We start from the raw sequence: 22,973 nt of genomic DNA on the forward strand, positions 1-22,973 counted from the left end.
GAACTCCTGCCCCCTGCGCCAGCGCACCCCGACACGCCGCACATCGGCGCCTGCGCCCTACACGAGGCAGGAGTTGCCGACACCCGCAGGCGCGAGACAGCCGGCACGACGACGCCCCCGGCACCGCGAGGGCACCGGGGGCGGGTCGGGTCGGGGCGGCCGCTCAGACCGACGCGAGCTCGCGCACGTCGGTCGTCGTGCGGATGGCGCGGTTCACCGCCGAGACGATGGCCTTGAGCGACGCCGTCGAGATGTCGGCGTCGATGCCGACTCCCCAGAGCCGCGTGCCGTCGACGTCGAGCTCGACGTAGGCCGCAGCCTGGGCGTCGCCCGAGGCGCTGAGGGTGTGCTCGACGTAGTCGTACAGCTTGACCTGGACGCCCTGCTCGGCGAGGACGGCGATGAAGGCCGCGATGGGCCCCGTGCCCCGGGCCGACGTCGACTCGACCGTCTCGCCGACCCGCAGGTCGACGTCGAGGACGGTCTCGCCCGACATGTCGCTCGCGGTGCTCGTCCGGGTCAACTCGAAGCGACCCCACTTGTCGTCGGCCGCGTCGGCGGGGAGGTACTCGTCCTGGAAGATCGACCAGATGTGGGCGCTCGTCATCTCGCCCCCCTCCTGGTCGGTACGCGACTGCACGACGCCGCTGAACTCGATCTGCAGCTTGCGCGGCAGGTCGATGGCATGGTCGGCTTTCAGCAGGTAGGCCACGCCGCCCTTGCCCGACTGCGAGTTGACGCGGATGACCGCCTCGTAGCTGCGGCCCAGGTCTTTGGGGTCGACCGGCAGGTACGGCACCGCCCACTCGAGCGCGTCGACGTCGACCCCGCGCGAGGCCGCGGTCGCGGCCATGGCCTCGAAGCCCTTCTTGATGGCGTCCTGGTGCGAACCGGAGAACGCCGTGTAGACGAGGTCGCCGGCCCAGGGGCTGCGCTCGTGCACGGGAAGCTGGTTGCAGTGCTCGGCGGTGCGCTTGACCATGTCGAGGTCGCTGAAGTCGATCTGCGGGTCGATGCCCTGGGTGAACAGGTTGATGCCCAGCGCGACGAGGTCGACGTTGCCCGTGCGCTCGCCGTTGCCGAAGAGGCAGCCCTCGATGCGGTCGGCACCGGCCAGGTAGCCCAGCTCGGCGGCCGCGATGCCGGTGCCCCGGTCGTTGTGCGGGTGCAGCGACAGGATGACGCTGTCGCGGCGGGCCAGGTGACGGTGCATCCACTCGATCGAGTCGGCGTAGACGTTGGGGGTCGCCATCTCGACGGTCGCCGGCAGGTTGACGATCACCGGTCGCGAGGGCGTCGCGTCGAAGGCCTCGATCACCTGGTTGCAGATGTCGAGCGCGAAGTCGAGCTCGGTGCCGGTGTAGCTCTCGGGCGAGTACTCGTAGAACACGGCCGTCTCGGGGATGGTCTTCTCGGCCTCGAGGCACAGGCGGACGCCCTCGAGCGCGATGTCGACGATGCCCTGCCGGTCGGTGCGGAACACGACGTCCCGCTGCAGCACGCTCGTCGAGTTGTACAGGTGGACGATGGCCTGCTTGGCGCCGGCGATCGACTCGTAGGTGCGGGCGATCAGGTGCTCGCGCGCCTGGGTCAGCACCTGGATCGTCACGTCGTCGGGGATGGCCCCCTCGTCGATGAGGCTGCGGACGAAGTCGAAGTCGGTCTGCGAGGCGCTCGGGAAGCCGACCTCGATCTCTTTGTAGCCCATGCCGACCAGCAGGTCGAACATGATGCGCTTGCGCTCCGGGCTCATCGGGTCGATCAGCGCCTGGTTGCCGTCGCGCAGGTCGACGGCGCACCAGCGGGGTGCCTCGGTGATGCGCTTGGACGGCCAGGTGCGGTCGGGCAGGTCGACGGCGATCTGCTCGTGGAAGGGCCGGTACTTGTGGATCGGCATGGCCGAAGGCTGCTGTGCGTTCTTCATGTCCTGTGGTCTCTCTCGCCCTCGAGGGGCTGCTCTTCGCGGGGGTGTCGGCCGACGACGAACTCCGCGACGAGGGGGGCCTGGGTCAGGACTCGCCGCGGCAGCTAAGGAGGAGCAGGCCGGTGAACACGTGACGAGGCTAGCACCGACCGAGGAGGCGCGGGTCGTCGCGGGCCGGCACCGCGCCTCCTCGGCTCCCCCGCCCGATCAGACCACCGTGCGGACGAGCCGCACGACGGCCCCGACCGAGAGGTCGGGCAGGTAGGCGCGGCCTAGCGCCGTGCCGATGGCCGGGAGCTGCACCGGATCGGGGAACGCCATGACGAGCGGGACGAAGTCGGGCTGGAACTTCTTCTTGAACGCCAGGAGGGTGCGGAACCCGTAGGCCGGCTCCAGCACGCGCCCGAGGAAGGCGAGCACGCGCTCCGTCTGCGTCGACGGCCCGTCGGACGGCGCACCGCTCGCCAGCGGCGCCGCCGACAGGCTCAGGAACTCGACGCCCTGCTCCTTCATCGCCAGGGCCGACGAGGCGATGACGAACTCCATGACGCCGTTCATGCTGTCCGGCCGACGCCGCATGAAGTCGAGCGTCCAGCCGACGACGACCCCGTCGCGCCACGAGGGCAACCAGCTCGTCACGGCCTGGACCGAGTCGTCCTCGTCGAGGGCGAGCATCAGCGCCACGTCGGGGTCGCGCAACTCGTCGACGCCGCCGAGGGTGAAGCCCATCTCGGGCAGGTCCTTCTCGGCGACCCACTGCTCGCTGATCTCACCGATCTGACGGGCGACCGCGGGCCGGAGCTCCGCGTAGCGGGTCCACTCGGCCCGGACCCCGTTCTTGGTCGCGCGGTTGATGCTCGACCGGACGTCCTGCCACTTCTTGCCCGTCATCGCGAAGGTGGCCGGGTGCAGCACCGTCTCCTCACCGACGGGCAGCGTCGCCCACCCCATCTCGTCGTAGAGAGGCGAGAGCACGCCGCGCACGCTGTAGAAGACCGGGGTGAGGCCCTGGTCGTCGCACCACCGGGCGAACTCGCGGGTCACCTCGCCGAGCCGGTCGGCCGCACAGAGCGGCTCGCCCGTGGTGATCGCGATGCCCGCGACGACGCGATAGGCGACCGCGGCGAGGCCGTCCTCCGTGAACCAGTACCGGTTGCCCTCCCAGAGGGCCATGTGCGACAGCGTGCCGGGGGTCCCCCGATGGACGATGTCGCGCACCTGGGTGCGCGCCGCGTCGGGACGGACGTCCCCCGGCCGGGTCGCGCCCACCCCGAGCCCGACCAGGACGACGAGCCACCAGACCGGCCCCACCCACTCGAAGGCGGCCCGGACGAGCCCGCCGTCCGGCACCGGTCCGATGCGGGTGAGCCCGACGAACCCGACCGGCACGAAGCGTTCGGGCACGTCCAGCAGCAACGTCCACGGTTCGATCGTCGGGACGAAGGAGGCGCGCCCCAGCCACCCGACGACGGCGAACGTCACCGCCAGCACCAGACCCGACAGCACGACGACGAGCGCGAACCGCGGTCGTCGCGTCCCCTCGGCACCGACGCCGAAATGACGGCGCAGGAGGAACAGTCCGAGGGCCACCGCGGCCGGCACGGCGACCGCCAGCCCGGCGAGCACCACCCTCTCGACCACGTGTCGGGGCTGGTCGACCACCGGATCGGTCGTGACGGGCAGCACCACGTAGTACAGACCGGCGAAGAGGGCGAGGAGCCCGTTGACCGCGACGGCCACGTCGAGGGCGAGGCGACGACCCCGCCGCAGGTACCAGGCGCAGAGCAGCAGCACGGCCAGCGGCAGCAGGCTCAGCAGGACCGTCGGGACGGTGTCGATGCCGGCGAGGGCCGCGGCGCGCGCGCAAGCTCCGATCGGAGGCGCGTGCCGGTCCGGTGCGCCCTGTCCCGCGGCCGCGCACGCGGCCGAGAGCGATCGCCCGGGGAGGACGTCGCGGAACAGCATGCCGAGGGGCGAGAGGGCCCCGATCGGGCTGCGGGTGAGGAGGGTCAGGACGGGACCCAGCGCGGTCACCGCGACGATGGTCGACGCGAGGCGGCGTACCTCGTGGTGCGAACTGCGCGACCAGCCTCGTTCGGCGGGGCGACCGGTCAGCACCACCCCGAACGCGAGCCCGACGAGGGCGCCGATCAGCGCGTAGAGACCGGCCGGGTGCCCGTCGTAGAGCACGAAGGCGAACACGCACGAGAATCCGACCAGCCGGATGCGCCGTCGCCAGAGGGGTCCGGAGAACGCGCTGCCGGTCATGATCGTGCCGAGGGCGGGGGTGAGCGGGTGGAGGGTGGACTCGGCCGCCACCTCGAGGGCCCAGGTCTCGCCGACCGCCTGCCCCAGGGCCTGCACCGCCACGCCGACCCCAGTCGCGACGACGGCCGTCACCAGGTAGGCGGCCACCGTGCGGGACCAGCCCATGCGACGCTCGGCGGTGCCCACGAGGACGAGCACGCCGACCACGGCCAGGACGAGCTGCGCGGGACTGCCGGCGAAGAACACCGAGCCGACGACGAGCAGCCATGAGGTGCGGTCCTCGAAGGGGTCGAGCCCTGCTCCGACGAGGTCGCGCAGCCGCTCGCTCGGCGCATGCGTCACGCTGCCCGAGGCGAGCGCGAGCACGACGAGCAGCAGCGCGAGGGTGAGACTGACGGGACGGCCGCCGACGAACGCCACCACGCGGGTCGCGACGCCGTCCACGAACCGGCGCGCACGCCCCGGCTCGTGGGGGTCGGGCTCGTGGGGTGCCGGCCCGGGGGGTGCCGTCGTGGAGGCCGTCGGCACCGTCGGTGCGCCGGCGCCGGCGTCGGCCCCGGCACCGGCGTCGGCTCCGGCCAGCTCGCCGCTCACGGTGTCTGCACCGTCGCACTCAGGCCGAGGCGCGGGTAGAACTGTCCGATGCCGTGGGCGAAGCCGTTCGTCGCGGTCGTCCAGTCGTGCCCGCTGCCCGGGGACACGTAGCGCGTCACCGTCATGCCGGCCTTCGCCGCGGCCGCCGAGTTCGCGGTCATGATCTGGCCGTACCGACCGTCCGTGGCACCGACGGCGAAGAACGCCGCGGTGTCCGCGTAGGGCCCGTGCGCGGCCATGATCGCCTGCGGTCGGGCCGCCTCGTAGGCCGCTCGGTTCCCGGCGAAGCCCTGGTCGATCGTGGTCTTCTCGTCGCCGATCGAGGGGCCGAGCTCACCCGACACGTCGATGAAGGTCGAGAACAGGTCGGGCCGCGCCGACGCGAACTGGATCGAGCAGGTGCCCCCCTGCGAGAACCCACCGATCGCCCATGCCCGTGGCCCGGTGGCGACGTGGAAGTGACTCGTCATGTAGTCGACCACATCGGTGGTGATGTAGGTGGCGCTGTTGCCCAGGGCGCCGTCGACGCACATCGGGTTGTGGGCGTCGGCGCTCAGCTGGTCGGGCACGACGACGATCGGCGCGAGCCCGTGGTTCTTCGCCGCGAAGGCGTCCAGGGTCTCGACGAGGTGGCCGGCCGTGATCACCGAACTCGGTTCGGCCGGTTGTCCCGAGAGCATGATCATCACGGGAAGGGCGGGGGCGTCGGCCACGAGGGCCGCCGGGGGCAGGTAGACGACGGCGTCACGGGCGGGGAAGTGCGAGACGGCGCCGGGGATGGCCACGCTGCCGTACCGTCCCACGGCCGGGAGGTCGGCGGGGGCCTTCCAGGTCGACCAGAGGGTCGGGTCGAACTCCGTCGAGCCGGGCGAGGCGGACGGAGGCGCGGCGGCGGTCGCCGGGAGGGCGGGCACCTCGTCCCGACCGAGCGCCTGGGACAGGTTCTGGTAGACGCTGCCGTCCCGGTTCAGGGCGAGGCCCCCGGACAGGGCGAAGACCAGGACGGACAGGACGGCCACGATCTTCCGCCACCACCGGGTGCGGAACAGGTTGACGACGACGACAGCGACGCCGGCGACCACGGCGGCGACCCAGAGGCGATCCACCCAGGTGGGTGACAGGCCCAGCACGTCGCGTACGTCGCCGAGCCACCAGGTCGCGAGGGCGCCGAGGCCGGCCCCGAGCAGGACCGCGAGGGCGATCCACCGCCACCACGTGCGTCGGGTCCGCGGGCGGACGAGGAGCCCGACGGCGACGAGGGCGGCGACGACGTCCACCGTCAGCAGCATCGTCGTGGACAAGAGCGGAACCGACAGCAACCAGTCCATGCGAGAGCTTCTTTCGGCGGAGGATCGGGGTGATGGCCACCCAGGTGACACTCTGCCGCCTCGGAGTCTCTCGACACGAGCCGTGCCGCCCGGTCTCAGCAGCCTCATCAGGTGTGATCAGCCACCACACGGCACCGACACGTCGCACCGGGGCGCCCCGTCGGCGACGGCCGTGGCAGCCCGCTCCAGCCGAACTACTCGGCGAGCCCGTGTTCGTACGCGTAGACCACCAGTTGCACCCGGTCGCGCAGGGACAACTTCGACAGGACCCGACTGATGTGGGTCTTGACCGTCGCCTCGCTGAGGAACTCCCGCGACGCGATCTCGGCGTTGCTGAGGCCCCGCGCCGCGAGGTCGAAGATGTCACGTTCCCGGGTGGTCAGGGTGCCGAACGACGCGGGCACGGCCCGGGCGCGTGAGGCCCGGCCGTCGAAGTGCTCGAAGAGTTCACGCGTGGCCGACGCCGCGATCACGGCGTTGCCCGCGTGCACGGTGCGGATCGCGGCGAGCAGGAACTCGGGGTCGGCGTCCTTGAGGACGAAGCCGCTCGCGCCTCCCCGGATGGCGCGGGTGGCGGCCTCGTCGAGGTCGAAGGTCGTCAGCACGATGATGCGCGGCGGGCGACGGGAGGCCGTCTCGGCCTGCGCCAGGACGGCGGTGGTGGCCGCGATGCCGTCCATCACCGGCATGCGGATGTCCATGAGGACGACGTCGGGAGCGGTGCGCCCGACCATCGCCACGCCCTCCTCGCCGTTGCTGGCCTCGCCGACGAACTCGAGGTCGGGCTGCGAGCCGACCAGCATCTTGATGCCTGCACGGAACAGGGCCTGGTCGTCGACCAGGGCGACGCGGATGGGTGCCGTCGAACGGCCGGGCATGTCGATCATCGGATGCGTACCTCTTGGGTCAGTGCCAGGGTCGGCACGATGGCGTGGACGACGAAGCGTCCGTCGGCGTTCTGGGTGGTGAGCGAGCCGCCCGCCAGGGTGGCGCGCTCCCGCATGCCGTCGAGCCCGTGGCCGCCCCGCCGCTCGTCGCCGGACGTGTCGAGCGGACGCGTCGGCGGCCGCACGACGTTGGAGATCACGAGGTGCAACGCCTCGTAGCGCCAGTCGAAGTGGAGGCCGACGGGCTGGTCGACGGCACCGTGACGCAGGACGTTGGTCAGGCTCTCCTGCACGATGCGGAACACGGCGAGCTGCCGGTTGGTCCCGAGGACCTGCGGTTCGCCGGTCACGAGCAGGTCGACCGTGAGACCCGACCCGCGCATCTGGTCGAGCAGACGGTCGAGGTCGCCGAGGGCGGGCTGGGGCGCCTCGCCCTGGCTGTGCCGCAGTTGACCCAGCAGCACCCGGACGTCGCCGAGGGCCTCCCGCGCCGTCGTGGCGATCGTCGTGAGCGCCCCGTCGACCGAGGTCGGGTCGACCCGGGCGGCGTACCGGGCCCCGTCGGCCTGGGCGATGACGACGGCCAGCGAGTGGGCGACGACGTCGTGCATGTCCCGGGCGATCCGGTTGCGTTCCTGCTCGACGGCGATGTCCCGCTCGGCCCGGGCGGCCTCGCGTTCGGCCCGCGCGGCGTCGTTCTCGGCCCGGGCGGTCTCGCGCTCGGCGATGAGCCGCGCCTCACGGCTGAGCCGCTCGGACCATCGCGCCCGGGCCAGCAGTCCCCCGGCCCAGGGCAGACCGAGCAGGGCGAGGAATCCGAGGAGGCTGATCCCCAGCTGCAGGAGGATGCGGACGACGTCGGTCACCGCATAGATGTCGTAGTCGACGCCAAACAGGCTCTGCTGCACGAACGAGAGGTAAAAGGTGCCCAGGAGGGCACCCACGCCCACGGAGACCAGGCCCGCCCACTTCACCCGGTTCGTCCCGTACGCCGCCGTGGCGTACAGCACCGCGCAGATCGCGAGGTTCGTGACACCGGGCGTGCTGCCCGTGATCATCTGGGACGCGGCGACCAGCCAGGCGAGGGTCAGGGCGAGCCCCGGCGACAGGCGGCGCAGGGCGAACGTGACCGTCATGCCCAGCACGACGAACGGGGTCGTCACGACCCCGTCGGACAACACCAGGCCGACCACGCCGAGCAGGAACGCCGCCGACAGGTCGACGGCGACCTGGTAGGGCGCGAGGCGTCGGAAGATCACCCGACCACCGTACGACCTACGGCGGCCCGTCCGGGGCGGCCGCCGTGCGCGAACGACCTCGGGACCACCACGATCATCCGCAGGGACGAGGACGACCCTTTAGCCCGGGACGGCCGGACGACCGGGAGGGGGCGTCAGAACCCCAGTCGACCGAGCTGCTTCGGGTCGCGCTGCCAGTCCTTGGCGACCTTCACCCGGATCGAGAGGAACACCTGCTTGCCGACGAGCGGCTCGATCTGCGCGCGGGCACGCTCGCCCACCTCGCGCAGGCGCTGACCGCCCTTGCCGATGACGATGGCCTTCTGGCTGTCGCGCTCGACGAAGAGGTTGGCGTAGATCTCGAGGAGGTCCTTGTCGTCACGCTCGACCATGTCGTCGATGGTCACCGCGAGCGAGTGCGGCAGCTCGTCCTGCACGCCCTCGAGCGCGGCCTCGCGGACGTACTCGGCCACCCGGTCGGTCAGGCCTTCTTCGGTGACCGCATCGGACGGGTAGAGGGGCTGTGACAGCGGCATGAGCTTGATCAGCTCGGCCGTGAGGACGTCGAGCTGCACGTCGCTGACCGCGGACAGCGGGATGATGGCCTCCCAGTCGCGCAGACGGCTGACCGCGAGCAACTGCTCGGCGACGGCCGGCCGCGACGTGGCGTCGGTCTTGGTGACGATCGCGACCTTCTTGGCCCGCGGGTACTGGTCGAGCTGCTCGTTGATGAACCGGTCCCCCGGCCCGAGCTTCTCGTCGGCCGGCACGCAGAACCCGATCACGTCGACGTCGCCGAGGGTGGTCTGGACGATGTCGTTGAGCCTCTCGCCGAGCAGCGTGCGCGGACGGTGCATGCCCGGGGTGTCGACCAGGACGAGCTGGCCGGTCGCCTGGTGCACGATGCCGCGGATCGCTCGTCGAGTCGTCTGCGGCTTCGACGAGGTGATGGCCACCTTCTGCCCCACGAGGGCGTTGGTCAGCGTCGACTTGCCGACGTTGGGCCGCCCGACGAACGAGACGAACCCCGCGCGGTAGGTCGACCCCCGAGGAGGCGCGGCCGAGGGGGTGAGGTCGTCTCCGGTGGTCGACATGGGGGCCTTTCGTGAACGTGCGGGAACGGGTGGGAGGTGGAGGGTCGCGACGACCGGACGCTCAGTCGTCGCGAGCGGCGTCGGCGAACGCGGCCTGGGCGTCCGCGAGGTCGGGATCGCGCTCGACGAGCACGGTCTGCAGGTCGTGCCGACGCCCCTCGGTGCGGTCGGCCGTGAGGACGAGGCCCGACACGCGGACGACCGAGCCCTGCTCGGGCAGGCGTCCCAGGACCTTGGTGAGCAGCCCTCCCACCGAGTCCACGTCGTCGTCGTCGAGTTCGAGGCCGAAGAGATCGCCGAGCTCGTCGACGGGGAGACGGGCACTCACCCGGAAGACCCCCGCGGAGACCTCGCGTTGCGGGGCGACCTCGCGGTCGTACTCGTCGCTGATGTCGCCGACGAGTTCTTCGATGAGGTCCTCGAGCGTGACGAGGCCGGCGATGCCGCCGTACTCGTCCACGACCATCGCGAGATGGTTCTTGTCGAGCTGCATCTGCCGGAGGGCGTCGTCGGCCTTCTTGGACTCGGGCACGAAGACGGCCGGGCGGGCGAGCGTCGTCACCGGGGCCGAGTCGTCGCCGCTGTGCTCGTGCAACCGCCGGGCGAGGTCGCGCAGGTAGACGATCCCGACGACGTCGTCGGAGTCGCGACCGACGACCGGGACCCGCGACACGCCCCGACCGAGGAAGAGGCTCATCGCCGAACCGACCGACGCGGTGGCGTCGAGGGTGACCATGTCGGTGCGGGGCACCATCACCTCACGGACCACCGTGTCGCTGAACTCGAAGATCGAGTGGATGAGCTCGCGGTCGTCCTCCTCGAGGACGTCGAGCTCGGTGGCTTCGTCGACCATGCTGAGCAACTGCTCTTCGGAGGAGAACGACGCGCTGCGCGGACGTCCGGGGGTCACCCGGTTGCCGACCGCCACCAGGGCGTCGGCCAGGGGCCCGAGCACGACCCGGACGAACCGCACGAGACCCGAGGTCAGACGCACGAGGCCGCGGGCGTGGGCCCGGCCGACGCTGCGCGGGCTGGAGCCCACGAGGACGAACGACACGACCGTCATGATGAGAGCCGAGAGCAGCAGGGCCAGCCACCACGGCTCGACCGAGAAGGCGAACGACAGCGACACGAGGACGGCCGCCGACGTCTCGGCGAGGATGCGCACGAAGTTGACGGCGTTGACGTGCGCCCCGACGTCGGCGGCGATGGCGGTCAACGCCGTCGCGTGACGCGGATCGTCGTCCGCCTCGTCGAGGAGGTCCTGGCGGCTGAGGACGCCGAGTGCGGAGTCGGCGGCGGCCAGGAGGCCGCCGAAGACCACCAGGAAGACCGCCACGACGACGAAGACCGTGACCATCACGGCGTCACCGACTCGTGTCGGACGCGGCGAAGGCCGCGAGGATCTCGCGCTGCAGACCGAACATCTCACGCTCGTCGTCGGGTTCGGCGTGGTCGAAACCGAGGAGGTGCAGGATGCCGTGACAGGTGAGGAGCAGCATCTCGTCGAGCGGGCTGTGCCCGGCCGTGGCGGCCTGGGCCACGGCCACCTGCGGACACACGACGATGTCGCCGAGCAGGCCGGCCGGCGTGGGTTCGTCTTCGGTGCCGGGGCGCAGTTCGTCCATCGGGAAGCTCAGCACGTCGGTCGGACCGGGTTCGTCCATCCACTGGACGTGGAGCTGCTCCATCGCCGCCTCGTCGACGAACACGATCGCGAGTTCGGCCTCGGGGTGCACGTGCATCTGGTCGAGCGCGAAGGTGGCCAGACGTTGGATCGTGGCCTCGTCGACCTCGACGGCGGATTCGTTGGCGACCTCGATGCTCACCGGGTTCCCTTCTTCGGCAGGCGGTCGCGAGCGTCGGCCTGCTGGTCCGCCGCCTCGAGACGGCGGTGCTGCTGGGCCTGACGCTCGGCGTCGTAGGTCGTGTACGCGTCGACGATGCGGCCCACGAGCGTGTGCCGCACCACGTCGTCGCTGGTGAGACGGGCGAAGTGGATGTCGTCGATGTCGTCGAGCACCGTCGTGACGAGCTGGAGGCCGCTGGCACCGGTGGGCAGGTCGACCTGGGTGACGTCGCCCGTCACGACCATGCGCGAGCCGAATCCGAGACGGGTGAGGAACATCTTCATCTGCTCGGGCGTGGTGTTCTGCGCCTCGTCGAGCACGACGAACGCGTCGTTGAGGGTGCGACCGCGCATGTACGCGAGAGGGGCGACCTCGACGGTGCCGGCCGCGAGCAGCTTGGGCACGATCTCGGGGTCCATCATCTCGTTCAGAGCGTCGTAGAGCGGCCGGAGGTACGGATCGATCTTGTCGGTCAGCGTGCCGGGCAGGAAGCCCAACCGCTCGCCGGCCTCGACCGCGGGGCGCGTCAGGATGATGCGCTGGACCTCGCGGCGCTGCAACGCCTGGACGGCCTTGGCCATCGCCAAGTAGGTCTTGCCGGTGCCGGCCGGGCCGATGCCGAAGGTGATGGTGTGCTGGTCGATCGCGTCGACGTAGTCCTTCTGGCCCCGAGTCTTCGCCCGGACCCCCTTGCCGCGGCTGGTGACGATCGGCTGCCCGAAGACCTCGGACGGGCTGCCCTGCCCCGAGTCGAGCAGACGGGCCGACGTCGCGACCTCGGCCGGGCCGAGGTCCTGACCGCCGCGGACCATCGAGACGAGCTCGTCGACGAGGCCCTCGGCCCTGCCGACGGCCGACGAGGGCCCCTCGAGGGTGACCTCGTTGCCGCGGACGAGCACGCGCACGTCGGGGTACTGCTTCTCGACCGCACGCAGCAGGCGGTCTTGCGGGCCCAGGAGCTGGACCATGGCGACGCCGTCGACGGTCACGTCGACACGACGGACGTCGTCACCCGTCGTCGGTGTCGAGGGGCCGGTGGCGTTCGTGTCGCTAGTGGGCAAGGGTGCCTTCCTCCAGGGGTCCACCGAGCACATGGGCGTGCACGTGGAACACGGTCTGCCCGGCGGATGCGCCGGTGTTGAAGATTAAACGGAACTCGGACCCGGAGTGTTCCCCGAACGCTGCCGGGTCGGCCGCGAGCCGGGAGGCGGTCGCCACCAGTTCGGCGAGCAACGCCGGGTCGCCCGCGGCGAGTTCGACGACGTCGCGGTACGCCTGGGTCTTGGGCACCACGAGCAGGTGGACGGGTGCCCGGGGCGCGATGTCGCGGAAGGCGATGACCGCGTCGCTCTCGAAGACGATGTCGGCGGGGATCTCGCGCGCGACGATGCGGCTGAAGACGGTGGGCTCGTCGGAGGTCTCGGACATGCTGCCCATCGTAGCGACGACCGCCGACACGGCCCCGGGGGGCGTCGAGGTCACCAGCGACCGAGTCGCGCGCTCAGCACGGACAGCGCGGCGGGCCCGGCCGTGGAGGTCCGCAGGACGGCGTCCCCGAGGCGCACGGCGCGGGCACCCGCCTCGGCGAGCTGGTGCAGCTCGGCGGGCGACACCCCGCCCTCGGGACCGACGACCACGACGACGCGGTCGGGCACCGCGCCTCCTGCGGTCAGGTCGACCGCCGTGAGCGCCTGCTCGGCCGACGGCTCGAGCACGAGGACGAGATCGCGGGAGGCGCGCTCGGCCAGCTGCCGCGTCGTCGCGAGCCCCGAGACCTCGGGCGACCAGGGACGGATCGACTGCTTGGTCGCCTCGCGCACGATCGACGACCAGCGGGTGAGGCCCTTGGCGACCTTGGGGCCCTCCCAGCGGGAGATGCTGCGCGCCGCGGCCCACGGGACGATCTCGTCGACGCCGAGCTCGGTCGCGGCCTGCACGGCGAGTTCGTCGCGGTCGCCCTTGGCCAGCGCCTGGGCGAGGACCAGCCGCGTCGTCGGCGGTTCGTGCCGGACGACCCGGGTCGCGAGCAGCACCAGCCGCTCGGGGGCCGCCTCGGACACCTCGCCCTGGACCACCAGCCCCCGTCCGTTGCCGAGGGTCAGCGGCTCGCCCACCCGCACCCGGCTGACCGTGACCGCGTGTCGGGCCTCGGAACCGGTCAGCTCGACGCTCGAGCCGACCTCGGCGGCGGCCAGGTCGTCGACCAGGTAGAAGTGCGCCACGATCAGAAGTTCAGGAAGCGGTCGCGCAACTTGCCGAAGAGACCCTGCTGGAAGTGCGACAGCTCGGGCGCCGGGGAGCGGCGACCCGAGGCGAACTTCTCGATCAGCTCGCGCTCCTTGTGGCTGAGCTTGGTCGGGGTGACCACCTGGACGCCGATCTTGAGGTCGCCACGACCCGTCCCGCGCAGTCTGGTGATGCCGCGGTCCTTCACGGTGAGGATGTCGGCACTCTGGGTGCCGGGCTTGATCTCGACCTCGATCTCGCCGTCGAGCCCGGTGAGCGTCGTCGACGTGCCGAGGATGGCGTCGGCCATCTGCACCTCGAGCGTGGCCAGCAGGTCGTCGCCGTTGCGGCTGTAGGTGTCGTGGTGACGCACCTTGACCTCGAGGTACAGGTCGCCGTTCGGGCCACCGGCCTGGCCGACCTCGCCCTGACCGGGCAGCTGGAGCCGGAGCCCGGTGTCGACGCCCGCGGGGATGTCGATGGGGATCGAACGTCGCGCCCGGACGCGCCCCTGGCCCTGGCAGGTCGGGCAGGGGTTGGGGATGACGGTGCCGTAGCCACGGCAGGTCCCGCACGGGCTCGACGTCATGACGTTGCCGAGCAGCGAGCGCACGGTGCGCTGGATCTGGCCGGAGCCACCGCAGATGTCGCAGGTCTGGGGCGAGGTGCCGGGTGCGCAGCACGAGCCGCTGCACGTGTCGCAGAGGACGGCCGTGTCGACCTCGATGTCGCGCTGCGTGCCGAAGACGATGTCCTCGAGGTCGACCTCGAGGCGCAGGAGCGCGTCCTGCCCGCGTTCCCGCCGGGACCGCGGACCCTGACGCTGGCCCTGGCCACCGCCGCCGAAGAACGCGTCGAAGATGTCGCCGAAGCCGGCGGCCCCGCCTCCGCCGCCGCCACCCAAGCCGGGCTGGGGGCCGAGGTCGTAGCGTTCGCGCTGCTGCGGGTCGCTGAGCACGTCGTAGGCGTGCGTGACGTCCTTGAACCGTTCGGACGCGTCGGGGCTGGGATTGACGTCGGGGTGAAGCTCGCGGGCGAGCTTGCGGTACGCCTTCTTGATCTCTTCCGGGGTCGCCTGACGGTCGACTCCGAGGACGTCGTAATGATCTGCCACTGGTTCTCGTCTGCCTCTGGTGTGGTGTGGTGGTCTTCCCGGCGGGGCCGGGCCCGGCGGACCGGGACGGGGATTGGGGGTCGTGGGACGGCCGGGGCCGTGGTGGTCGGCTACCGCTCGGTGAGCAGCGACGACAGGTACCGCGCGACGGCACGGACCGCCGCCATGTTGGTCGAGTAGTCCATGCGCATGGGCCCGAGCACGCCGAGCCTCGCGATCTCGCTGCCCTGCGTCGAGTACCCGCTGGCCAGCACGGACGCCTGGGACAACCCGAACGACGCGTTCTCGCGGCCGATGCTCGCGGCCACGTCGACGGCGTCGAGTTGCATCTCGCCGAAGAGCCGCAAGAGGGCCACCTGCTCTTCGATCGCCTCGAGCACGGGGAAGAGGTCGCCGCTGAAGTCGTCGCCCGTGCGCACCAGGTTCGCCGCACCGGCCATGACGAGGCGGTCCTGACGTCCGGCGGCGATCTGCTCGGTGAGACTCGCGACGACCACGCCGACGACCGCCGCGAGGTCGGGACGGAACCGCGCCGGCAGGTCGGTGAGGGCGGTGGAGGCCTCACCCAGGGGCCGACCGCCGACCGCGGCGTTGATGGCGGCCCGCAACTCGGACAGGAAGGACTCGTCGACGGCGGTGCGGATGTCGACGACCCGCTGCTCGACCTGGCCGCTGTCGGTGATCAGCACCGTCATGACGCGACCGTCGCCCAGGCTGACCAGCTCGACGTGACGCACGCGGGCCCGGGAGAAGGTGGGGTACTGCACCAGGGCCACCTGGTTGGTGAGTTGCGACAGGAGCCGGACCGTCCGACCGAGCACCTCGTCGAGGTCGGTGGAGTCGCCCAGGAACGTCTCGATGGCCTGACGCTGGGCCGCGCTGAGCGGGCGCAGGTCGGCGAGCTGGTTGACGAAGAGCCGGTAGCCCTTGTCGGTCGGCACGCGTCCCGACGAGGTGTGCGGTGCCGCGATGAGCTCTTCTTCTTCGAGCAGCGCCATGTCGTTGCGGATGGTCGCCGCCGAGACGCCGAACTGGTGTCGCTCGACGATGGACTTCGACCCGACCGGCTCACGGGACGCGACGTAGTCGTGCACGATGACGCGAAGCACTTCGAGACCGCGTTCGGAGACCATGACGCACCTCTCTTCGCTCGACGTCCCCCGGGTCGTCCGCACGCCGGGCGACCGGGCCTGGCACTCGACGTGCCGGACTGCCAATCGTACGACACCTCCGTCGCGAGGCCTACTCGGGCCGCACCCGGCTGCCCTAGGGTGGCGGGGACATCCGCAGGACACTCACGAACAGGTGCAGCCATGACCGAGAACCCTCCCGCCCAGCCGAACGGCCCGCAGAACGGCCAGCCCGGCCAGAACGGTCAGCCCGGCCAGCCGTACGGGCAGGGTCTGCCCGGCCAGGGTCAGCCCGGCCAGGGCCAGCAGTCCGGCCCCGGCTTCGGCCAGCAGCCCGGCTACCAGCCGCAGCCCGTCCAGCCGATGCGCCCCGAGGACGAGAAGCTCTGGTCGACGCTCATCCACCTCGGCGGGATCCTCTTCGCGTTCGTCCCCGCCCTCGTCGGCTACCTCGTGTTGAAGGACCGCGGCCCGTTCATCCGGGAGCACACCAGGACCGCGCTGAACTTCCAGATCACGATGGCCATCGTCTACGTGATCTCGGCGATCCTGTCGATCATCGTCATCGGAGGGGTGCTCGCCCTCGTCGCCGGCATCCTCGTGATCATCTTCTCGATCATCGCCGCCGTCGCGGCCAACAAGGGCGAGTGGTACAAGTACCCGCTGACCATCGAGTTCGTCAAGTAGACGGTCGACCGGCCCGGACGGGCACGACGCGAGGCGCGACTCCCCCCGGGAGCCGCGCCTCCTGCGTTCCGGGCCCGCGCCTCCTGCGTTCCGGGCCCGCGCCTCCTGGTCGCCACCGCGGGTCGCCGCGGCGATCAGGACGATCGGGACGCTCAGTCGGGCAGCAGACGCCGCACGACGGCGTCGGCCATGAGCCGCCCCTCGCGCGTGAGCACGACACGACCCCGCAGGGCCGGACGCCCCTCGACCCAGCCGTCGGCGATGAGGCCACCGACGGCCCGGCGTCCGTCGTCGTCGAGCTCGGAGGTGGGCAGCCCCTCGCGGATGCGCACCCCGAGCAGGACGCGCTCGACCCGACGGGTCTCGTCGTCGAGGGTCTCGCGCCCGGCGGCCGGCGACTCACCCGCGGCCATGCGCTGCTGATAGGCGGCGGGGTGCTTGACGTTCCACCAGCGGACGCCACCGACGTGACTGTGCGCGCCCGGGCCGACGCCCCACCAGTCGTGGCCCTGCCAGTACGCCAGGTTGTGGCGGGAACGGTGCTCGACGCCACGCGACCAGTTGCTGACCTCGTACCAGTCGTAGCCCGCGCCGGCGAGCCGGTCGTCCGCGATCTCGTACATGTCGGCCGCGGTGTCGTCGTCGGGCATCGGGACCTCGCCCCGCTTGATCTGGCGGGCGAGCTTCGTGCCGTCCTCGACGATCAGCGAGTACGCGGAGAGGTGGTCTGGCTCCTGCTCGAGGGCGACGTCGAGCGAACGCCTCCAGTCGTCGAGGGTCTCGCCGGGTGTGCCGTAGATGAGGTCGAGGCTGACGTCGAGCCCGGCGTCACGGGCCCAGCGCACCACGAACGGGATGCGCTCGGGGTCGTGCGTGCGCTCGAGGGTGGCGAGCACGCTCGGGACGGCCGACTGCATGCCGAAGCTGACGCGCGTGAAGCCGACGTCGGCGAGCTGCTGCAGGTACGCGGCGTCGACCGAGTCGGGGTTCGCCTCGGTCGTCACCTCGGCGCCGGGCTCGAGACCCCAGGTGTCGACCATCGCGTGGAGCATCGACGTGAGGTCGCCCGAGGGCAGCATCGTCGGGGTGCCCCCGCCGAAGAACACCGAGGAGGCGCGGCGCGGCGGGAGCCCCGCCTCGCGCAGCACCCGGCCCCCGAGCTCGATCTCGGTGACGGCCTGCCCGGCGTAGTCGTCGCGACGAGTGCCACGCAGCTCGTCGCCCGTGTAGGTGTTGAAGTCGCAGTACCCGCAGCGCACGCGGCAGAACGGGACGTGCAGGTAGACCCCGAAGTTGCGGTCGTCCGCGCCGACGGCGACGGTCTCGGGCAGGCGTCCGTCGACGGGGGCGGGATCGCCGAGGGGAAGGGCTCCGGGCACCGTCAGGCGCCGGTTCCCGCGGCGTCGCCGCGCGGGCCGGTCGGGGGGCGCTCGTCACCGCGGGGGTCGCCGACGCCGGCCTCGGTGTCTTCGACGACGACGACCTCGTCGGTCTGCTCGCCCTTTTCGTTGAGGCTCAGTGCCCTCAGGTACCGCTTCGTGTACTGCGCCTGCGTGCGTCGCAGGAACGGTGCCACGAGGCGCCACTTCGCGCTCGACGGCTTCGAGAACGACCGGATGGAGAGCCACACCGAACCGTCGTCTGTCTGGTCGACGATCCAGGACTCCTCGCCGCTCTCGGGATGGCCGTCGAGGGTTCCGTACGCGAAACCCTTGCGCTTCGGTTCGTCGATCACGTAGACGACGCGCACCGGGGCCTCGACCGTGCGCCCGTAGGCCTCGATGCTCAGCGTGGCCGTCGTGCCCGCCGTGAGGAAGGGCGTGCCGTCGGGCGAGTAGCGCGACTCGTCACGCGCGGTCGCCCACTCGGCGGCGTCGACCGGTTGCCCGTGCTCGTCAAACTGGACGGGCGTGTACTCGCTCTCGTCGGCCGGCGGCACGCTGTCGACCCGGACGCGGATGCCGCTGCGCTCCTGGATCTGCCAGGTCATGGTGGCGATCCAGGCCGCGGCGAAGCGGGCGTCGCCGTGGCCGACGCGAGCCCGGTACTCGGCCGGCTTGAACCCCTTCGGCGGGTACTGCATGAGGTCGGGGGCCTGCGTCGCCCCGACCTCGCCGTAGGTCGTGCGGGTCTCGGTGTGGGTGGCTCGACGCATGGACCCTACTTCTTGTCTTTCTTCTCGACGTCGCCGCTGAGGGCGGCGATGAAGGCCTCTTGGGGCACGTCGACCCGACCGATGGTCTTCATGCGCTTCTTGCCCTCTTTCTGCTTCTCGAGGAGTTTGCGCTTGCGCGAGATGTCGCCGCCGTAGCACTTCGCCAGGACGTCCTTGCGCATGGCCCGGATGCTCTCGCGGGCGATGATCCGGGCACCGATGGCGGCCTGGATGGGGACCTCGAACTGCTGCCTCGGGATGAGTTCGCGCAGCCTGCCCGTCATGAGCACCCCGTAGGCGTAGGCCTTGTCGCGGTGCACGATCGCGCTGAAGGCGTCGACCTGCTCACCCTGCAACAGGATGTCGACCTTGACCAGGTCGGCCTCTTGATCGCCGATGGGCTCGTAGTCGAGGCTGGCGTAGCCCGCCGTCTTCGACTTGAGGCTGTCGAAGAAGTCGAACACGATCTCGCCGAGGGGCATCGCGTAACGGATCTCGACCCGGTCCTCGCCGAGGTACTCCATGCCCAGCAGGGTGCCGCGGCGCTGCTGGCAGAGCTCCATGATCACGCCGACGTAGTCCTTGGGCGCGAGGATGCCCGCCTTGACCATGGGCTCGCTGACGCTCGCGATCTTGCCGCCCGGGAACTCGCTCGGGTTGGTGACCGTGACGGTCTTCTTGTCTTCGGTGGTGACCTCGTAGATGACGCTCGGGGCCGTCGTGATGAGGTCGAGGCCGAACTCGCGGTCGAGCCGTTCGGTGACGATCTCGAGGTGGAGCAGGCCGAGGAACCCACAGCGGAAGCCGAAGCCGAGGGCCACCGAGGTCTCGGGCTCGTACACCAGCGCGGCGTCGGACAGCTTGAGCTTGTCGAGGGCCTCGCGCAGGAGGGGGTAATCGCTGCCGTCGATCGGGTAGAGCCCCGAGAACACCATCGGCAGCGGTTCGGTGTACCCGCTCAGGGCCTCGGTCGCGGGCTTGGCCGACGTCGTGACGGTGTCGCCCACCTTCGAGAGGCGGACGTCCTTCACGCCGGTGATGAGGTAGCCGACCTCGCCGACCGACAGCCCCTGGCTCGGGACGGGCTCGGGTGACGAGACGCCGATCTCGAGGATGTCGTGGGTCGACTTCGTCGACATCATCTGCACCTTCTCGCGAGGGTGCAGGGTGCCGTCGATCATGCGGATGTACGTCACGACGCCGCGGTAGCTGTCGTAGACCGAGTCGAAGATCATCGCGCGGGGCGGTGCGTCCTTGACGCCGACGGGCGAGGGGATGCGGTCGACGACGCGGTCGAGGAGCTCTTCGACGCCCATTCCGGTCTTGCCGCTGACCCGCAGCACGTCGGCGGGGTCGCCGCCGATCAGGCCCGCCAGCTCGGCGGCGTACTTGTCGGGGTCGGCCGCCGGGAGGTCGATCTTGTTGAGCACCGGGATGATCTCGAGGTCGTTCTCGAGCGCCAGGTAGAGGTTCGCCAGGGTCTGCGCCTCGATGCCCTGCGCCGCGTCGACCAGCAGGATCGCCCCCTCGCACGCGGCCAGCGAGCGGGAGACCTCGTAGCTGAAGTCCACGTGGCCGGGGGTGTCGATCATGTTGAGCGCGAAGGTCTCGCCGTTGCGCTCCCACGGCATGCGCACCGCCTGGCTCTTGATCGTGATCCCGCGCTCGCGCTCGATGTCCATGCGGTCGAGGTACTGGGCACGCATCGCACGCGACTCGACCACACCGGTGATGCCGAGCATGCGGTCGGCGAGGGTCGACTTGCCGTGGTCGATGTGCGCGATGATGCAGAAGTTGCGGAGGGACTCGGGCTCGGTCGACGCCGGCTCGAGTGCGCGGGTTGCTTGGGGACTCACACGATCCTCTGGGGGTGGTGGGCGGGGGTACCGCACGATTCTCCCACGCCCGGGCGACGGATCGGGCGTCGGCCCGCGCGGGGCCGTACATCGGCAACTCCTGCCCGGTGCCGCGACCGGCACCGCGCCTCCCCCGGTGGACGGCTCGCGCCGTGACGGCGGGCAGGAGTTGCCGACACCGTGGCCGCACCGGATGCCGTGCGCGCGGGACGCCGCGGGGCGGGCGAGCGGGTGGGCCGGTCGGCGGGTGGGTCAGAGGGGGATGCGAGCCAGAGGGGCGGTGCGGGCAACTCCTGGCCGGTGCCGCTCGGGCGGTCGGTCTCCCCGGCGTCGCGTCGGGCGTGCGACGGCAGGCAGGAGTTGCCGACGCGGGCGACGCGAGCCGGGCCGCGGGATGAGCGCGGGACGAGCGCGGGCGCGGGAGGCGCGAGCCGGACCGCGAGATGAGCGCGGGCGCGGGAGGCGCGAGCCGGAACGCGGGACGGGCCCGCCGGGCGGGACCGCCGGGCGGGCCCGCCGGGCGGGACTGCCGGGCCGAGGGTCAGGCGGCGGTGCCGGGAAGGAGCGCGAGGACGCCCGCACCCCCGACGACGGCGAGGCCGATCGCCAGGGCGATCAGCGTGCCCACGAGCATGACGGCGGACGAGACGATGCCGACGAGCGCCATGGTGCGACCCTCGGGCTCACGGCGGCGGGACAGGATGCCGAGGACGAGGCCGGCGATCGGGACGACGAAGGTGAAGCCGAAGCCGATCGAGGCGAGGCCGAGGACGAGGCTCCAGACGGCGAGGGGCGAACGGACGCCGGTGGTGGAGGCGGAGAAGGTCGTGTGCACGGGTTGATTCGTCATGTTCCGAGCCTAGGAAGCCCCTCGCGGCGACCCCAGGGGGCTGACCCCCGGATCTCAGCGGGGGTCGCCCGGCGCCGGCAGTTTGCCGAGCCCCCGGGTGATCACCTCGGGTGACGACGCGAGGCAGACGCGGATCCACCCCTCGCCGCTCCGGCCGAACGCACTGCCCGGCGCGACCGCGACGCGCTCCGACAGCAGGAACCTCTCGGCCCACGCCGCCACGTCGCCCTGCGACGCGTGGCTGACGTCGATCCAGAGGTAGAAGGCGCCGGTGGGCTCGAGGTACCGGATGCCGCGCTCGTCGAGCAGCGTCGTGGCGAGGTCCAGGTTGCTCCGATAGTGCTCGCGGGCGTCGGCCACGGGCTGGTGGTCCCCCACGACGGCGGCGAGGGCGGCGCACTGGTCGGGCTCGGCGACGCAGCTGATGGCCGCCTCCTGGACCGTGCGCATCGTCTCCGCGAGGCCCTTGGGCGTCACGAGGTAGCCGACCCGCACGCCCGTCATGGCATAGGTCTTGCTCATCGAGAAGACGCTGAACACCCGGTCGTCGCCGTCGAGCGACGCCAGGCTGACGTGCTTCGGCCCGTAGGTGAAGTACTCGTAGACCTCGTCGCTGATGACCCAGAGGTCGTGCCGGCGGGCGAAGTCCAGCAGGCGCCGCAGCGTCTCCTCCGGATAGACGACGCCGAGCGGGTTCGACGGGCTGTTGACGATGAGGGCGCGGGTGCGGTCGCCGACGAGGTTCTCGAGTTCGTCGAGGTCGGGGTGGAAGCCGAGCTCGGGGGCCAACGTGTAGGGCACGGGCACGGCGTCGAGCATGTGGGCGTTCATCGTGAACGTCGTGTAGCCGGGGTCCGGCACCAGCACCTCGTCGCCGGCCGCGAGCAGCAGTCCCATCGTCTGGTGCAGGGCCTGCGTCCCCCCGACGGTGACCCAGACCTGCTCGAGGTCCACGTGCACGTCGTTCTCCCGGGCGAGTTTGTCCACGAGCGCCTCGCGCAGGGCCGGGATGCCGCCGTTAGGCGTGTAGTCGGTGCGGTCGTCGGCCCAGGCGCGGCGTGCGGCGTCGGCGATGTGGCGGGCGACGGGCACGTCGGGTTCGCCCACCACGAGCATGTCGACGCCGTCGAGCTGCGCCGCGAGCTCGTAGACCCGACGGATTCCGGAAGCGGGCACGGTGGTCATGTGGGGTGCGAGCTGAGGCATGATGGCACGGTACCCCGCACGACACGGCACGCCGACCGGTCGACGTTCGTTGAGAGTCGGGCTCGCTGCTGGTAACGTTGCCTGTTGGCTTGCGCGTTACGTCTGCAGTGGCGGAACGCGATCGCAGCCGAGAGCCGCTCCGGTGGCCATCACCGGCGGCAGCACCGGGTCGACCGATTCACGTCGGTCGGACGCTCGGCTGGCGCACATCGTCCGATACTCAGAATCCAGAAAGTAGTTCACGTGGCAAACATCAAGTCGCAGATCAAGCGCATCGGCACCAACAAGAAGGCCCAGGACCGCAACCGCGCCGTCAAGAGCGAGCTCAAGACCGCCGTCCGCGCCACCCGCGAGGCCATCGCCGCCGGCGATAAGGACAAGGCCACCTCGGCTCTGCTCCTCGCGTCGAAGAAGCTCGACAAGGCCGCCAGCAAGGGCGTCATCCACCAGAACCAGGCCGCGAACCGCAAGTCGTCCATCGCGAAGCAGGTCGGCGCCCTCTAGGCTCCCCTCCCCCGAGCCCCCGGGCTCGACGACGAAGGCCCCGTCTCGATCGAGACGGGGCC

20 protein-coding genes are annotated in these 22,973 nt (G+C 71.2%); 2 read left to right on the forward strand and 18 right to left on the reverse strand.

What is annotated here, in order from left to right:
- Positions 1–163 precede the first annotated feature (163 nt).
- From leuA to hrcA, 13 genes are all read right to left on the reverse strand, one after another.
- Positions 164–1,924 carry a 2-isopropylmalate synthase gene (gene leuA, locus ASL10_RS06655; RefSeq protein WP_056045657.1) on the reverse strand — a complete coding sequence of 587 codons (1,761 nt, stop codon included), beginning with the start codon at positions 1,922–1,924 and terminating at the stop codon, positions 164–166.
- A 207-nt stretch (positions 1,925–2,131) separates the two neighbouring features.
- Positions 2,132–4,786 carry a bifunctional lysylphosphatidylglycerol flippase/synthetase MprF gene (locus ASL10_RS06660; protein ID WP_056045659.1) on the reverse strand — a complete coding sequence of 885 codons (2,655 nt, stop codon included), beginning with the start codon at positions 4,784–4,786 and terminating at the stop codon, positions 2,132–2,134.
- Complete coding sequence (locus ASL10_RS06665) at positions 4,783–6,114, reverse strand: esterase family protein (RefSeq protein WP_056045662.1); 1,332 nt, start codon at positions 6,112–6,114, stop codon at positions 4,783–4,785. The genes ASL10_RS06660 and ASL10_RS06665 overlap by 4 nt, the downstream gene beginning before the upstream one ends.
- Positions 6,115–6,308: 194 nt before the next feature.
- Positions 6,309–7,001 carry a response regulator gene (locus ASL10_RS06670; RefSeq protein ID WP_369794374.1) on the reverse strand — a complete coding sequence of 231 codons (693 nt, stop codon included), beginning with the start codon at positions 6,999–7,001 and terminating at the stop codon, positions 6,309–6,311.
- On the reverse strand, positions 6,998–8,260 hold the full coding sequence (locus ASL10_RS06675) for a sensor histidine kinase (protein ID WP_056045666.1): 1,263 nt from the start codon (positions 8,258–8,260) through the stop codon (positions 6,998–7,000). The genes ASL10_RS06670 and ASL10_RS06675 overlap by 4 nt, the downstream gene beginning before the upstream one ends.
- Before the next feature lie 134 nt (positions 8,261–8,394).
- Positions 8,395–9,333, reverse strand: a complete 939-nt coding sequence (era, locus tag ASL10_RS06680; RefSeq protein ID WP_056045670.1) for a GTPase Era — start codon at positions 9,331–9,333, stop codon at positions 8,395–8,397.
- Between the two features lie 61 nt (positions 9,334–9,394).
- Positions 9,395–10,693, reverse strand: coding sequence for a hemolysin family protein (locus ASL10_RS06685; protein ID WP_052505052.1), 1,299 nt, complete (start codon positions 10,691–10,693; stop codon positions 9,395–9,397).
- 7 nt (positions 10,694–10,700) lie between these two features.
- Complete coding sequence (gene ybeY, locus ASL10_RS06690) at positions 10,701–11,162, reverse strand: rRNA maturation RNase YbeY (protein ID WP_056045671.1); 462 nt, start codon at positions 11,160–11,162, stop codon at positions 10,701–10,703.
- Entirely contained in the window at positions 11,159–12,151 is a 993-nt protein-coding gene (locus tag ASL10_RS06695) for a PhoH family protein (protein WP_235452721.1), read from the reverse strand. The genes ybeY and ASL10_RS06695 overlap by 4 nt, the downstream gene beginning before the upstream one ends.
- 82 nt (positions 12,152–12,233) lie before the next feature.
- Complete coding sequence (locus tag ASL10_RS06700) at positions 12,234–12,611, reverse strand: histidine triad nucleotide-binding protein (protein ID WP_056047543.1); 378 nt, start codon at positions 12,609–12,611, stop codon at positions 12,234–12,236.
- Between the two features lie 50 nt (positions 12,612–12,661).
- A complete protein-coding gene (locus ASL10_RS06705) occupies positions 12,662–13,405 on the reverse strand; it encodes a 16S rRNA (uracil(1498)-N(3))-methyltransferase (RefSeq protein ID WP_056045678.1) in 744 nt (247 codons plus the stop codon).
- 2 nt (positions 13,406–13,407) lie between these two features.
- Positions 13,408–14,523, reverse strand: coding sequence for a molecular chaperone DnaJ (dnaJ, locus tag ASL10_RS06710; protein WP_056045682.1), 1,116 nt, complete (start codon positions 14,521–14,523; stop codon positions 13,408–13,410).
- 110 nt (positions 14,524–14,633) lie between these two features.
- Complete coding sequence (hrcA, locus tag ASL10_RS06715) at positions 14,634–15,656, reverse strand: heat-inducible transcriptional repressor HrcA (RefSeq protein WP_056045687.1); 1,023 nt, start codon at positions 15,654–15,656, stop codon at positions 14,634–14,636.
- A gap of 180 nt (positions 15,657–15,836) precedes the next feature.
- Between hrcA and ASL10_RS16510 the strand changes: the two genes are divergently transcribed.
- Positions 15,837–16,340 carry a DUF4870 domain-containing protein gene (locus tag ASL10_RS16510; RefSeq protein WP_233568332.1) on the forward strand — a complete coding sequence of 168 codons (504 nt, stop codon included), beginning with the start codon at positions 15,837–15,839 and terminating at the stop codon, positions 16,338–16,340.
- Positions 16,341–16,492: 152 nt separating this feature from the next.
- Here the strand turns inward: ASL10_RS16510 and hemW are convergent, their stop codons facing one another.
- From hemW to ASL10_RS06745, 5 genes are all read right to left on the reverse strand, one after another.
- Positions 16,493–17,719 (reverse strand): radical SAM family heme chaperone HemW, encoded by a 1,227-nt coding sequence (gene hemW / locus ASL10_RS06725; RefSeq protein ID WP_056045689.1) that lies wholly within the window; start codon positions 17,717–17,719, stop codon positions 16,493–16,495.
- A 2-nt stretch (positions 17,720–17,721) separates the two neighbouring features.
- Positions 17,722–18,495 carry a DUF1990 family protein gene (locus tag ASL10_RS06730; RefSeq protein ID WP_082460247.1) on the reverse strand — a complete coding sequence of 258 codons (774 nt, stop codon included), beginning with the start codon at positions 18,493–18,495 and terminating at the stop codon, positions 17,722–17,724.
- A gap of 5 nt (positions 18,496–18,500) precedes the next feature.
- On the reverse strand, positions 18,501–20,351 hold the full coding sequence (gene lepA / locus ASL10_RS06735) for a translation elongation factor 4 (protein ID WP_056045691.1): 1,851 nt from the start codon (positions 20,349–20,351) through the stop codon (positions 18,501–18,503).
- Between the two features lie 541 nt (positions 20,352–20,892).
- Positions 20,893–21,201, reverse strand: a complete 309-nt coding sequence (locus tag ASL10_RS06740; RefSeq protein WP_056045693.1) for a DUF4190 domain-containing protein — start codon at positions 21,199–21,201, stop codon at positions 20,893–20,895.
- A gap of 54 nt (positions 21,202–21,255) precedes the next feature.
- Positions 21,256–22,407: a pyridoxal phosphate-dependent aminotransferase gene (locus ASL10_RS06745; RefSeq protein ID WP_056045696.1), complete on the reverse strand. Its 1,152-nt coding sequence runs from the start codon at positions 22,405–22,407 to the stop codon at positions 21,256–21,258.
- Positions 22,408–22,650: 243 nt separating this feature from the next.
- Between ASL10_RS06745 and rpsT the strand changes: the two genes are divergently transcribed.
- Positions 22,651–22,911 (forward strand): 30S ribosomal protein S20, encoded by a 261-nt coding sequence (gene rpsT / locus ASL10_RS06750; RefSeq protein WP_043596189.1) that lies wholly within the window; start codon positions 22,651–22,653, stop codon positions 22,909–22,911.
- The last annotated feature ends 62 nt before the right edge of the window (positions 22,912–22,973 follow it).

This window comes from Frigoribacterium sp. Leaf8, assembly GCF_001421165.1.
Lineage (GTDB): Bacteria > Actinomycetota > Actinomycetes > Actinomycetales > Microbacteriaceae > Frigoribacterium.

What these genes read in the sequence shown, in the direction of transcription:
- ASL10_RS06695 (WP_235452721.1), bottom strand. Translation starts at nt 12,151, where the DNA reads ATGGTCCAGCTCCTGGGCCCGCAAGACCGCCTGCTGCGTGCGGTCGAG.
- ASL10_RS06730 (WP_082460247.1), bottom strand. Translation starts at nt 18,495, where the DNA reads ATGCGTCGAGCCACCCACACCGAGACCCGCACGACCTACGGCGAGGTC.
- ASL10_RS06745 (WP_056045696.1), bottom strand. Translation starts at nt 22,407, where the DNA reads ATGCCTCAGCTCGCACCCCACATGACCACCGTGCCCGCTTCCGGAATC.
- era (WP_056045670.1), bottom strand. Translation starts at nt 9,333, where the DNA reads ATGTCGACCACCGGAGACGACCTCACCCCCTCGGCCGCGCCTCCTCGG.
- ASL10_RS06670 (WP_369794374.1), bottom strand. Translation starts at nt 7,001, where the DNA reads ATGATCGACATGCCCGGCCGTTCGACGGCACCCATCCGCGTCGCCCTG.
- leuA (WP_056045657.1), bottom strand. Translation starts at nt 1,924, where the DNA reads ATGAAGAACGCACAGCAGCCTTCGGCCATGCCGATCCACAAGTACCGG.
- ASL10_RS06665 (WP_056045662.1), bottom strand. Translation starts at nt 6,114, where the DNA reads ATGGACTGGTTGCTGTCGGTTCCGCTCTTGTCCACGACGATGCTGCTG.
- ASL10_RS06700 (WP_056047543.1), bottom strand. Translation starts at nt 12,611, where the DNA reads ATGTCCGAGACCTCCGACGAGCCCACCGTCTTCAGCCGCATCGTCGCG.
- hrcA (WP_056045687.1), bottom strand. Translation starts at nt 15,656, where the DNA reads ATGGTCTCCGAACGCGGTCTCGAAGTGCTTCGCGTCATCGTGCACGAC.
- ASL10_RS06685 (WP_052505052.1), bottom strand. Translation starts at nt 10,693, where the DNA reads ATGGTCACGGTCTTCGTCGTCGTGGCGGTCTTCCTGGTGGTCTTCGGC.
- ASL10_RS16510 (WP_233568332.1), top strand. Translation starts at nt 15,837, where the DNA reads ATGACCGAGAACCCTCCCGCCCAGCCGAACGGCCCGCAGAACGGCCAG.
- ASL10_RS06740 (WP_056045693.1), bottom strand. Translation starts at nt 21,201, where the DNA reads ATGACGAATCAACCCGTGCACACGACCTTCTCCGCCTCCACCACCGGC.